Raw genomic sequence first — 12,588 nt, forward strand, 5'->3', positions numbered from 1 at the left:
TCGCGACCAGCCAGCCATGGCCAGGCCGGTCGCTCGAAAACCCACTCGCTTTCAGCGGGAAAAATGCCACGCGAGGAAGGCGGCGAACACGCCATACAGCAGCCCCGCCGGCAGGAGTGCGCGCGCGTCGACGCGGCCGCGGCGGAAGCGCCACCACAGATAGGCGATGGTCGCGGCGGTCAGCGCACCGGCAACGATGAGCGGCGCGTCGAACAACCACGGCGTGGCGAAGATCGCCAGCGCGCTGGGGATAGTGGCCTGGATCATCATGGCACCGGAGATGTTGGCCAGCGCGAGGCGCTCCTTGCCCTGCCGCACCCAGATCAGCGCATTGAGCGTCTCCGGCAGTTCGGTGGCCACCGGACTGAGCAGCAGCGCCACCAGGTGTGGCGGCAGCGCGAACATCTCGCCGATCGTTTCGAGCTGGCTCACGAACACCCGCGAAGCCACGGCGATCACGACCAGCGCCGCCGTGACCTGCGCCGCCACCCAGCGCAGCGCGGGTTCAGCGGCGTGCGGATGCAGCTTCAGCGGCTCGATGTCCTCTTCTTCCGGCGCGGCATCGTCGCTGCGTATCTCGCACCACACGTACAGCGCGTAGGCCAGCAGGAACAGCACACCCAGCAGTGGCTTGAGCGCGAACGCCACCAGCCCCAGGGCGACCTTGACCGCGAAGATCGCCAGGAACCACGCCTGATCGCGCGCCAGCCGCTGGTGATCGACCCGCACCACCGTATCGGCGCGCCGCAGGCGCTTGCGATTGGCCCACAGCGCCATGCCGACCACCGCATAGGCAATCGTGGCCAGTACCAGCGGCCCGCCCATCGCCGCGCCCACGCCGATGTCGCGCGCCGACGCCGACTTGCCGAAGATCACCGCCACGAAGGTCACCGCGCTTTCCGGCAGGGCCGTGCCGAAGGCGGCGAGCACGGTGCCGGTGGCGGTGGCGCCAAGCTTCAGCTTGCGGCCCAGCCACTCCACCGCGTTGACGAAATACTCGCAGGCGACGTAGATCGCGCCGGCGGAAAGCAGGAACAGAACCAGGGTACGCATGCGGTAAAACCAAGCCGGGCGGGCGGATAACCGATGGCGCAACGACACCGCCCGCCCGGCTGGGTGAGCACGTCGTGGCCAAAGGTCTCGCCGGGCACCGGCAAGCGCGGCTTGCCGAACCATCCGCGCCATGAGGCAAAGCCTCAAGTGTGTTGACGCGGATTCCTCATGAAAAGCGGGGTGAGGATGGCTACTCCCCGATGACAGCGGACAGATGGTAACGGCCCGGCAGCACCACGGGCAAGCCGCGCTCAGCCAGCCACGCGCTCGGCCAGCATGGCGTCGAGGTCGTAGTGCCCGGCTGGCTTGCCGACCAGCCAATGGGCGGCCTCCAGCGCGCCGCGGGCGAAGACGCTGCGGTCGGTGGCGCGGTGGGCCAGCTCCAGCCGCTCACCCGCGCCGATCAAGAGGGCCTGGTGCTCGCCCACGATGTCTCCGCCGCGCACCACGGCAAAGCCGATGCTGCCGGCGCGGCGCGGGCCGGTGCGGCCCTCGCGGCTGTACACGGCGTCCTGCGCCAGCGTGGTGCCGCGCGCGGCGGCGGCGGCCGCGCCCAGCGCCAGCGCGGTGCCCGAAGGGGCGTCTTCCTTGCGGCCGTGGTGGGCCTCAACGATTTCCAGATCCCACGCGCGCAACGCGGCCGACGCCTCGCGCAGCAGGCGCGTGAGCACCGCCACGCCCAGGCTGAAGTTGGCCGCACGCAGCACGGCGATGTGCCCGGCGGCAGTATCCAGCCGCGCGGCCTGCGCCGCGTCCAGCCCGGTGCTGCCCACCACCAGCGGCAAGCGATGTCCGAGGCAGTGATCCAACGCGCCCGCCAAACCGGCGGGGCCACTGAAGTCGATTACCACATCCAGCGCGGGCGCGTCCACCCAGCCCGCGGCATAGCGCAAGCCGTGTTCCGGCCACACCTGGACGCCCAACTGGCGCGACGCGGGCGACACCGTGGCCCACGCCAGGTCGAAGCGCGCATCGCCCTGCAGCAGCGACAACAGCGCCTGCCCCATGCGGCCGGATGCACCGTTGATGGCAAGACGTAGCGGTGTGGCGGTCATGGCAATCCCGGCGCGCGGCAAACGGACGTCCAAATTAACAGAATCAGGAGGTGACCCGCGACCAGAAATCCTTCACCCCGTCGACCCAGTTCTTGGCGCGCGGCATGTGCTCCTCACCCTTGCCGTCGTTGAAGCTGGCTTCGAGCTGCTCCAGCAGCTCGCGCTGCTGCTTGGTGAGGCGCACGGGGGTTTCCACCACCACGCGGCAGATCAGGTCGCCGGCACGACCGCTGCGCACCGACTTCACGCCGCGCCCGCGCAGGCGGAAGCTCTGCCCGGTCTGGGTTTCCGGCGGAATGCTGATCGGCACCTCGCCTTCCAGCGTGGGCACCGGCAGCTCCGCGCCCAGCGCCGCTTGCGAGAAGCGGATCGGCACTTCGCAATAGAGATCGTTGCCGTCGCGCTGGAAGATCTTGTGCTCGCGCACGTGCGCTTCCACGTAGAGGTCGCCGGCAGGCGTGCCCGCAGGGCCGGCTTCGCCCTGTCCGGTGAGGCGAATGCGGTCGCCATTGTCCACGCCGGCGGGGATCTTCACCGACAGCGTGCGGGTTTCTTCCAGCCGTCCCTCGCCGTGGCAGGCCTTGCAGGGCTTCTCGATGGTCTTGCCGCTGCCCCCGCAGTGCGGGCAGGCCTGCTGGATGGAGAAGATGCCGTTCTGCATGCGCACGCGGCCATGGCCCTGGCAGGTCTTGCAGGTGACCGTCTTGCCGTCGGCCGAGCCCGAGCCATTGCAGTGGTGGCAGTTGACCTGGCTGGGAATGGCGATCTTCTTCTCGACGCCGAACACCGCCTCTTCGAGATCCAGCTCCATGATGTAGCGCAGGTCGGCGCCGCGCCGCGGCGCGCGGCGGCCACCGCCACCGCCGAAGATGTCGCCGAAGATGTCGCCGAAGATGTCGCCCATGTCGCCGAAACCGGCGCCGCCGCGCCCGCCCATGCCGCCCTCGAAGGCGGCGTGGCCGTGCTGGTCGTACAGCGCGCGCTTCTGCGCGTCGGACAGCACTTCGTAGGCCTCCTTGGCCTCCTTGAACTTGTCCTGCGCAGTGGGATCGTCGGGGTTGCGATCCGGGTGGTACTTCATCGCCAGACGGCGGAAGGATTTCTTCAGTTCGACCTCGGTGACCGTGCGTTCGACACCCAGGACTTCGTAGTAATCACGCTTGCTCATTGCTCGATCCGCGATTCGATGCGTCGATCGGGGATGAACCAGATCGCAGCCACCGTGGCATAAAAAAGACAGGACACCCACGGCGCCACGAACGCCAGTGCGATGCCGGACACATACATGGCGACGGCGAGCCAGCCTTTCCAGTCCGCCCCCACCGCGCGGGCCAGCAGCGAGGCCTGACCACCGTTGGCCGCGATCAGGCAGCGCTGCAACGGCTGCCAGGCCAGCGCGCACATCAAGAGCACGCCACCATACACTGCCACCGGCAGGGCCGCGAAGTGGTTTTCGCCCATCCAGCCGGTGGCCACCGGCAGCAGCGACAACCAGAACAGCAAGTGCAGGTTGGCCCACAGCACGCCGCCATTGACCCGCTTCGCCGCGTGCAGGAAGTGGTGGTGGTTGTTCCAGTAGATACCCACGTAGAGGAAGCTCAGCACGTAACTCAGCAGGCCCGGCCACTGCGCCGCCAGGATCGCCCAGTCGGCACCTTGCGGCACCTTCAGCTCCAGCACCATGACGGTGATGACGATGGCCAGCACGCCATCGCTGAATGCTTCCAGACGCCCCTTGCCCATCCACTCCCCCGCAAACAGGAAAACGAGCGCCGCTTGCGCAGCGCCCGTTTTCGGTCAGGACACGCTTATTTCTTGTCGTCCTTCACTTCGGTGAACTCGGCATCCACCACGTCGTCGGCGGGGCCGGCGGGCTGCGCGCCCGGCTGGGCACCGGCATCGCCGCCCTGGGCCGCCGCGAACAGCGCCTGCGCCACCTGCTCCAGCTTACCGACCTTGGCCTCGATGGCGTCCTTGTCGTCGCCGTCCTTCGCCTTTTCCAGCTCGGCAAGCGCGCCTTCGATGGTCGACAACTGCTCGGCCGGCACCTTGCCGCCGTGCTCCTTCAGCGCGCTGCGGGTGGCGTGCACCAGCTGGTCAGCCTTGTTGCGCGTGCCCACCAGCTCGTGGAACTTCTTGTCCTCTTCCTTGTTCGCCTCGGCGTCGGCCACCATCCGGGCGATCTCCGCCTCGGACAGGCCGGAGCCGGCCTTGATTTCGATCTTCTGTTCCTTGCCGGTGTCCTTGTCCTTGGCCGACACGTGCAGGATGCCGTTGGCATCGATGTCGAAGGTCACCTCGACCTGCGGCGTGCCGCGCGGTGCCGGGCGGATACCCTGCAGGTCGAACTTGCCCAGCGACTTGTTGGCGTTGGCGCGCTCGCGCTCGCCCTGCAACACGTGCACGGTCACCGCGGTCTGGTTGTCGTCGGCAGTGGAGAAGGTCTGCGAGGCCTTGGTCGGCACCGTGGTGTTCTTCTCGATCAGCTTGGTCATCACGCCGCCCATCGTCTCGATGCCCAGCGACAGCGGGGTGACGTCGAGCAGCAGCACGTCCTTGACCGAACCGCCCAGCACGCCGCCCTGGATCGCCGCGCCCACGGCGACAGCCTCGTCCGGGTTGACGTCCTTGCGCGGCTCCTTGCCGAAGAAGTCCTTCACCGCTTCCTGCACCTTCGGCATGCGGGTCTGGCCGCCGACCAGGATCACCTCGTTGACGTCGGACACGCGCAAGCCGGCGTCGTTGAGCGCGGTGCGGCAGGGTTCGATGGTGCGCTTGACCAGGTCTTCCACCAACGCTTCCAGCTTGGCCCGGGTGAGCTTGATGTTGAGGTGCTTCGGACCGGAGGCGTCGGCCGTCACGTAGGGCAGGTTCACCTCGGTCTGGTGGCTGGAGGACAGCTCGATCTTGGCGCGCTCGGCAGCGTCCTTCAGGCGCTGCAGGGCCAGCGGATCCTTGCGCAGGTCGATGCCCTGATCCTTCTGGAACTCCTCGACCAGGTAGTCGATGACGCGCATGTCGAAGTCCTCGCCGCCGAGGAAGGTGTCGCCGTTGGTGGCCAGCACCTCGAACTGCTTCTCGCCGTCCACTTCAGCGATCTCGATGATCGACACGTCGAAGGTACCGCCGCCGAGGTCGTACACCGCGATCTTGCGATCGCCGCCGCTCTTGTCGAGCCCATAAGCCAATGCGGCCGCGGTGGGCTCGTTGATGATGCGCTTCACTTCCAGGCCGGCGATGCGGCCGGCGTCCTTGGTGGCCTGGCGCTGGCTGTCGTTGAAGTAGGCGGGCACCGTGATGACGGCTTCGGTGACCGGCTCGCCGAGATAATCCTCGGCGGTCTTCTTCATCTTCATCAGCACCTTCGCGGAGACTTCCGGCGGCGCCATCTTCTTGCCGTCGGCGGTCGCCACCCAGGCGTCGCCGTTGTCATTGGCGACCACGCCGTAGGGCACGATGTGCAGGTCTTTCTGCACCTCGGCGTCGGTGAACTTGCGGCCGATCAGGCGCTTCACCGCGTAAAAAGTGTTCTTGGGGTTGGTCACGCCCTGGCGCTTGGCCGGCGCGCCCACCAACACCTCGCCGTCCTTGCTGAAGGCGACGATGGAAGGCGTGGTGCGGTCGCCTTCGGAGTTTTCGATGACTTTGGTGGTGCTGCCGTCCATCACGGACACGCAGCTGTTGGTGGTGCCGAGGTCGATGCCGATGATCTTGCCCATGTGATGTGCTCCCGAAGCTTGAATGGCGACCGACGGCCGCGCGATGGTTTCCAGATGGGGCCCGCGTGTGGCGTATCAAGCCGGCGGGACGCCTTGATGTGTAAGGTTCAGTCCTTGGCCACGGCGACCAGCGCCGGGCGCAGCAGGCGATCGTTCAACACGTAGCCTTTCTGCAGCACGCTGACCACGGTGCCGGCGGCCGCATCGGGCGCCTCGACCAGGCTCACCGCGTGGTGGCGTTCGGGGTCCAGTGCCTGGCCCAGCGGGTCGACCGGCGAGAGGCCGTGGTTCTCGCCCACCTTGAGCAGGGCCTTCAGGGTGAGGCCGAGACCCGCGCGCATGGCCGCCACGTCGGCGGTTTCCACCGCAAGGCCGCTTTCCAGCCCGTCGAACACCGGCAGCAGCTCGCCCAGCAGCTTCTCGTTGGCGAAGCGGCGGGCCTGCTCCAGATCGCGATGCAGGCGACGGCGCTGGTTTTCCAGCTCGGCCTTTTCGCGCAGCACGGTGTCGCGCAGTTCGGCGTTGGCGGTTTCCAGCTCGGCCACGCGGGCCTTGAGCGTCTCCAGTTCGGCGGGGGGCGCCGCGTCGGCGGCGGCCTCGGCGGCGCTCGACGCCTGCGGGTCGTGGTTCTGCATGATGGGCTCCAAACCTGATTCCAGGGCCGGCAGGCGCCGGCCGATTCAAAACGTGCGGGCATCCCCGCACCCTGCGGGCGGTTATGAGGCCGCCGCGACGCGATTCAAGGCATCGCTGAGCAATCCGGCGGTGGCCTGCACCACCGGGATCACCCGTTCATAAGCCATGCGGGTGGGGCCGATCACCCCCACCGCACCCAGTGCGCGCCCTTGCACGCCATAGCTGGCGGTGACCACGCTGCAGCCGTCCAGCGCCGCGAAGCCCGATTCCTCGCCGATGAACAGGCGCACCCCGGGCGCCCGCGCGCACGACGCCATCAGCTGCAGCAGGCCGGTCTTCTGCTGGAAGGCTTCGAACAAATCGCGCAGGCGTTGCAGGTCAGCCAGTTCGGCGCAGCCCATCAGGTTGGTCTGCCCGCTCACCAGCACCTCGTCGCCGCCGGCCTGTGGCGCGAACGAGGCCGCCGCCAGCTCGGTGGCCGAGGCCACCATCTGGTGCAGTTCGCTGCCGGCTTCGCGCAGCTCAACCAGCAGGCGCGCGCGGATATCGTCCACCCGCAGCCCCACGAAATGGGTGTTGATGTAATTGGCCGCCTGCTCCAGCTCGCGACTGGCCAGTGGCTTGGCCAGCTGCACCACGCGGTTCTGCACCTGGTTGTCCGAAAACACCAGGATCACCAGCACCCGCGCCTCGGGCAGCGACACGAAATCGATGTGGCGCAGCGGGAAATCCGCCTGGCGCGGCACCGTCACCACGCCAGCGAAGTGAGTCATCGCCGACAGCAGGGTCGAGGCGCTGCCCAGCAGATCGCGCGTGTTGCCCGCCGACACCGGCAACCTGCGCTGCAGATGTTCCAGCTCCTCGCGCGGCAGCGGCTGCAGCTCGATCAGGCTGTCCACGAACAGGCGCAGGCCGCGCGGCGTCGGCACCCGCCCCGCCGAGGTGTGCGGCGAGGCCACCAGGCCAGCCTCCTCGAGATCGGCCATGATGTTGCGTACCGTCGCCGGGCTCACATCCAGCCCCGAGGAGCGCGACAGCGTGCGCGAGCCCACCGGTTCGCCATCCATCAGGTACTGTGCGATCAGGCTGCGCAGCAGGCGCCGCGTGCGTACATCGAGTTCCTGGCCGTGCTGACGGGACATGGGCTGTCGCAGTGGATGAGATGCAAGAGACATAGGGTCGACGCAGCTGCCGTGCAAGTGCGCGGCGGCCACCGGCCGGCATTGTAGCGGCTGCGCTGCCGCTACAATCGCCCGACTCCACCCCGGACTGCCGCCAGCCCGCCATGCTCACCTCGCTCAACGTCCGCCAATTCGCCGTCGTCGAACACGCCGAAGTCGAGTTCGGTGCCGGCCTCACCGTGGTCAGCGGCGAAACCGGCGCCGGCAAGTCGCTCTTGGTGGATGCCTTGCTGCTGCTCGCTGGCGAGCGCGCCGACAGCGGCATGGTGCGCGAAGGTTGCGACCGCGCCGAACTGTCCGCCGAATTCGATCTCGCCGCCCTACCCGAGGCCCGCGCCTGGCTGACGCGCGAGGAACTGGACGATGGCGCCGCCTGCCAGTTGCGCCGGGTGATCCGCGCCGGGGGCAGCTCACGTGCCTGGATCAACGGCCGCCCCGCCAGCGCCGGCCAGCTTTCCGAACTGGCCGGCCTGCTGGTGGAGATCCACGGCCAGCACGAACACCAGGCGCTGCTTTCCCGCGCCCACCAGCTCACCCTGCTCGACGCCTACGCCGGCCACGCGGCAGCGGCCCTTGATGTGCGCACGCTGGCCACGCAGTGGCGCGAGCTGGGCGCGCGCATGCGCAAGCTCAGCGGCGGCGAGGATCGCGAGGCACGGCTGGAGCTGCTGCGCCACGAACTGGACGAGCTCGAACGCTGGGCGCTCCCCCCTGCGGAGCTGGCCGCACTCGAAGCCAGCCACAAGCGCCTCGGCAACGCCGGCCGGCTCGCCGAGGGCGCCGCCGGCGTGGTGGAACTGCTCGATGGCGACAGCGAATTCGCGCTGCGCCGCGCACTAGGCCGCGCGCATGCCGAACTGGGCAAGCTGGCGCTGCTGGACGAAACGCTGAGCCCCGCACTGGAACTGCTGGACAATGCCGCGATCCAGCTGGGCGAAGCCGCCGACACACTGGGCCGCTATGCGCAGGACGTCGAGCTCGATCCCGAGCGTTTCACCGAAGTCGACACCCACCTCGCCCACCTGCACGAACTGGGCCGCCGCCACCGCTTGCCGGTGGCCGGGCTGCACGACAAGGCCGCCGCGCTGCGCGAAGAACTGGCCGAACTGGAAGGCGCCGGCGAAGCGCTGGAACAACTCGCCGCCCAACGCGAACGCGTGCGCCGCGACTACGACGCGGCGGCGGAAAAGCTCGGCGCCGCGCGCCACGAGGCGGCGAAAAAGCTCGGCAGGGAAGTCAGCATCCTGATGGGCGAACTGGGCATGGCCGGCGGTGTGCTGCAGGTGGCGCTGGAAGCGGCCGTCGGCGACGAACCCGACCCGCAGGGCCGCGAACGCTGCGAGCTGCTGGTCAGCGCCAACCCCGGCCAGCCGCCGCGCACGCTGCGCAAGGTGGCTTCGGGTGGCGAGCTGGCGCGCATCAGCCTGGCCATCGAAGTGGCCACGCTGGGCCAGGACAGCATCGGCACCATGGTGTTCGACGAGGTGGACAGCGGCATCGGCGGCGCGGTAGCCGAAGTGGTCGGCCAGAAACTGCGCGCACTAGGCACACAGCGGCAGGTGCTGTGCGTCACCCACCTGCCGCAGGTCGCCGCCCAGGGCCATGCGCACCTTTACGTGAGCAAGCACAGCGACGGCGGGCACACCCACACGCACATCCAGTCGCTGGATGCCGACGGCCGCCGCGACGAGCTGGCGCGCATGCTGGGCGGCGTGGAGATCACCCGCGAAACCCGCGCCCACGCCAGGCAGATGCTGCAGCGCGCGCAGGGCGCCTGAACCGCCGCGCTCAGCCGCCGGAGGGCAACAGGCCGCGTTCGCTGGCCATCCGGTACAGCTCCAGCTCCGAACCGGCGTTGAGCTTGCCCATCACGCTGGCGCGGTGGATGTAGATGGTTTTCTGGCCGATGCCCAACTCCGCCGCCGCCTGCTTGGGCGTGCGTCCCGCCGCCAGGAGCAGGAACACCTCGCGTTCGCGCGCGGTCAGCCGGCGCAGCGGGTCATGGGTGGCGCCGGGGTGATCCGCGCGGCGCTGGCGCAGATCCGAGCTCAGGAACTGCTCGCCCTGCATCACCGCGCGCAGGCCGGCCACCAGCTCCTCCGGCGCCACGCCCTTGGTCACGTAACCGCTGGCGCCGCGGCGCAGCGCCTCGGAAACGTAGGGATCGCCATCGTGCATGCTGAGCACCACGATGCGCGTGGCCGGCGCCACGCTGCGCAAGTGTTCGATCAGCGGCAGGCCGCTGCCGTCGGGCAGGGAGAGATCCAGCGCCACCAGGTCGGGACGCTGCTGCGCCACCGCCTCCACCGCGTCATCGGCGCAGCGGCACTCGGCCACCACCTTGAAATCGGGCTCCAACCCGATCAAACGCTTGAAGCCCTCGCGCACAATGGCGTGATCGTCGATCAGGACAATGCTGTACATGCGCCTACTGTACACACCGGCGCCCGCACCGGCGATTGCGGTGCAACAGGGCATGTACCATCGGCACATGCTCAGGAACGCCTTCCGACCACCGTATTCCGGCCCGCTGATCGGCCTGGTTTACCTGTTGCTGTGGCTGGCCCTGTGGCCGACCGCCCAGCCATTCTGGATACTGCCCTACGGGCTACGCTTCGGCGCCCTGCTGCTCTTGCCGATGCGCCAGTGGGGCTGGCTGCTTGGCGTGGAGCTGGCCGCCACCGCCGCGCTGACCGTCCACCCCGGCATGCCGCATGGCTGGGATTTTTTCTTCACCAGCGAGTTGCCCGAGCCACTGGTGACCGCCGCCGGCCTGTGGCTGCTGCGTCGCTTCAATCCCCACGCCGGCACCAACCTGCATAACCCGCAGGAAACCGCCCGGTTGATGCTAGCAGCGGCCCTGGTGGTGCTGGCCACCACCGCGGTGGACATGGGCCTGCACACCCTGGTGCACAACCACGACAATGACGACGCCCTGATCGGCCTGATCGGCAACGAGCTCCTGGGCGGCTACCTTGGCGTGCTGCTGGTGATGCCGATGATGGCGATGCTGCTGCGTGCGCCGCCGGATCCTCCGGCCTCGACCTGGCTGGCACTGGATGGTTTGCAGGTGATGCTGCCGGCCATGGCCATCCTGCTGCTGTTGTCTGGGCAATCCTCGGCGCACCCGCAATTCATCCGCGCCCTGTCGCTGGCGCCGGTGCTGTTTTTCGCCTTCCGGCACGGCTGGCGCGGCTCCAGCCTGGCGATGATCGTCTCCAGCCTGGGCATGGCGCTGCTCGACACCCGCCTCGAACACACGCCCACCGCCGCCGGCTATCTGTTTCTCGCCGTGGCCGGCACCGGTGCGCTGATGCTCGGCTCGGCTTCCGACGCGCTACGCCGCAGCCGGTTGCGGGTGGCCGAACAGAACACCCACCTCGCCGCGGTCAATCGCCGCCTGGATCACCTGGCCAGCCAACTGCGCGCCGCCGCGCGCGGCAATCTGCAGGCCGACGAGAACCAACGCCGCCACCTCGCCGCCGAGCTGCACGACGAACTGGGCCAGAACATCACCGCCATCCAGACCCACGTGAAGCTGGCCCAAGCCCGCCTGCAGCAGGCCGGGCTGGACGACATCAGCGCCTCGATCTACAGCATCCTTGCCCACATGCGGCGCGCCCTGCACCGCCTGCTGGACGATCTGCGGCCCGCCATGCTGGACGAATTCGGCCTGCTGCGGGCACTCGACGAAGGCCCCATCCGCGATCTGCTGACCGCTGCCAGCATCGATTACCACACCGAACTGCGCGGCGATCCGCGCCTGCTGGACGAAGACACCCGCACGGCGGTCTATCGCCTGGTGCAGGAAAGCGCCACCAACACGGTGAAGCATGCCCACGCCAGCCTGTTCAGCCTGCGCCTGCGCATCGGCGAACGCCACGGCCAAGTGCTGGCCCTGCTCGATCTGCGCGACGACGGCGACGGCCTGCCCGAACACGTCGCCCGTGGCGGGCGTGGCCTGCAAGGCATGCGTGATCGTGTCGCCGCGCTGGGCGGCTTGTTCCGGCTGCGCTCGTCGGGCGACGGCGTGCACCTGCGCGCCCTGCTGCGAAGCAGCATGGACGCTCCCCCGCAGAGAGCTCCCCTCTAGGAAATTTTCCAATACACAGGGCGTGAACCCGCCGTTAGGATTTCCTCATCGATGTGGGGGAGCCGCCATCGTGAGATGGCGTGCCGGAGTCCTCGTGGGGACGGCGACTCCGGTAAAGATGGCAGGACGCCATCTGAATCGTTACCCGGGATCTGGCCTGGCCGAGCAATTCGCCACTCCATTTCTCGCGCGGTATCGAAGCGATCGCGAGGCGGACAGGAGTCCTGCCTCGCGATTTTTTTTGCCTGACGGATTCCCGCGTGCGGTTGGCGCGGCGCAGAGCCCGTGAAAGACTCCAACATCGGCGCGAGCGACGACACCGAGAGCATGCGGCGGTGGTCACAGCAGACGGGCGGTTTTTCGCCGGCGCTCAGCCCTTGCGCGAGCGCTGCTTGGGGCGCACGTAAAGCACCAGGCTGTGATCCTCGATCACGTAGCCGTGGCGCGCGGCAACCTCACGCTGCAGGCGCTCGATCTCCTCGCTGACGAACTCGATGACCTTGCCGCTGTCTACGTCGATCATGTGATCGTGGTGACGGCCGCGATCGAGTTCGTAGACGGCTTGCCCGCCCTCGAAATTGTGCTTGATGACGATGCCCGCGGCCTCGAACTGGGTCAGCACGCGGTACACCGTGGCCAGGCCGATGTCTTCCTCGAGGGCGAGCAGTTTCTTGTAGAGATCCTCGGCGGTGAGGTGGTTGCCCTCCTCCTCGTCGAAAATCTGCAAGATGCGCATGCGCGGGTGCGTCACCTTGAGGCCGGCACGGCGCAGTTCCTGGGTTTCCTGTTCCACCGTTCCACCTCCCGCCGGTGCGGAGCCGCCGAACCGGTAGTGTATCATCCCCTCCTTC

Annotated in this window: 11 protein-coding genes and 1 riboswitch; of the genes, 2 read left to right on the plus strand and 9 right to left on the minus strand. The window is 68.3% G+C overall.

Annotated elements, in window-relative coordinates; genetic code table 11:
* Positions 1-51 precede the first annotated feature (51 nt).
* The 7 genes from AC3WQA_RS03465 to hrcA all read right to left on the minus strand — a co-directional run bounded on the left by AC3WQA_RS03465 (position 52) and on the right by hrcA (position 7,605).
* A complete protein-coding gene (locus tag AC3WQA_RS03465) occupies positions 52-1,053 on the minus strand; it encodes a sodium:calcium antiporter (RefSeq protein ID WP_492673704.1) in 1,002 nt (333 codons plus the stop codon).
* A gap of 102 nt (positions 1,054-1,155) precedes the next feature.
* Positions 1,156-1,264, minus strand: a riboswitch (yybP-ykoY riboswitch).
* Between the two features lie 40 nt (positions 1,265-1,304).
* Positions 1,305-2,108 (minus strand): 4-hydroxy-tetrahydrodipicolinate reductase, encoded by an 804-nt coding sequence (gene dapB / locus AC3WQA_RS03470; RefSeq protein WP_492673705.1) that lies wholly within the window; start codon positions 2,106-2,108, stop codon positions 1,305-1,307.
* A 43-nt stretch (positions 2,109-2,151) separates the two neighbouring features.
* The gene (gene dnaJ / locus AC3WQA_RS03475; RefSeq protein ID WP_492673706.1) at positions 2,152-3,276 is read right to left on the minus strand and encodes a molecular chaperone DnaJ; all 1,125 of its coding nucleotides are present in this window, start codon (positions 3,274-3,276) and stop codon (positions 2,152-2,154) included.
* Positions 3,273-3,851, minus strand: coding sequence for a TMEM175 family protein (locus AC3WQA_RS03480; protein ID WP_492673707.1), 579 nt, complete (start codon positions 3,849-3,851; stop codon positions 3,273-3,275). Before AC3WQA_RS03480 ends, dnaJ begins: the two co-directional genes overlap by 4 nt.
* A 65-nt stretch (positions 3,852-3,916) precedes the next feature.
* Positions 3,917-5,851, minus strand: coding sequence for a molecular chaperone DnaK (dnaK, locus tag AC3WQA_RS03485; RefSeq protein WP_492676311.1), 1,935 nt, complete (start codon positions 5,849-5,851; stop codon positions 3,917-3,919).
* Between the two features lie 83 nt (positions 5,852-5,934).
* Entirely contained in the window at positions 5,935-6,462 is a 528-nt protein-coding gene (gene grpE, locus AC3WQA_RS03490) for a nucleotide exchange factor GrpE (RefSeq protein WP_492673708.1), read from the minus strand.
* Positions 6,463-6,543: 81 nt separating this feature from the next.
* The gene (gene hrcA / locus AC3WQA_RS03495; protein WP_492673709.1) at positions 6,544-7,605 is read right to left on the minus strand and encodes a heat-inducible transcriptional repressor HrcA; all 1,062 of its coding nucleotides are present in this window, start codon (positions 7,603-7,605) and stop codon (positions 6,544-6,546) included.
* A gap of 143 nt (positions 7,606-7,748) precedes the next feature.
* Here hrcA and recN point away from each other — a divergent pair, with 143 nt between their 5' ends.
* On the plus strand, positions 7,749-9,422 hold the full coding sequence (gene recN / locus AC3WQA_RS03500) for a DNA repair protein RecN (RefSeq protein ID WP_492673710.1): 1,674 nt from the start codon (positions 7,749-7,751) through the stop codon (positions 9,420-9,422).
* A 10-nt stretch (positions 9,423-9,432) separates the two neighbouring features.
* Here recN and AC3WQA_RS03505 read toward each other — a convergent pair whose 3' ends face one another.
* A complete protein-coding gene (locus AC3WQA_RS03505) occupies positions 9,433-10,068 on the minus strand; it encodes a response regulator (protein WP_492673711.1) in 636 nt (211 codons plus the stop codon).
* On the opposite strand from AC3WQA_RS03505, the gene AC3WQA_RS03510 reads away from it, so the two are divergent.
* Positions 10,067-11,737, plus strand: a complete 1,671-nt coding sequence (locus AC3WQA_RS03510; RefSeq protein ID WP_492673712.1) for an MASE1 domain-containing sensor histidine kinase — start codon at positions 10,067-10,069, stop codon at positions 11,735-11,737. The genes AC3WQA_RS03505 and AC3WQA_RS03510 overlap by 2 nt on opposite strands.
* Before the next feature lie 370 nt (positions 11,738-12,107).
* Here AC3WQA_RS03510 and fur read toward each other — a convergent pair whose 3' ends face one another.
* Entirely contained in the window at positions 12,108-12,530 is a 423-nt protein-coding gene (fur, locus tag AC3WQA_RS03515; RefSeq protein ID WP_492673713.1) for a ferric iron uptake transcriptional regulator, read from the minus strand.
* Positions 12,531-12,588 lie beyond the last annotated feature (58 nt).

Source organism: Rhodanobacter sp. FW106-PBR-R2A-2-24, from assembly GCF_058789615.1.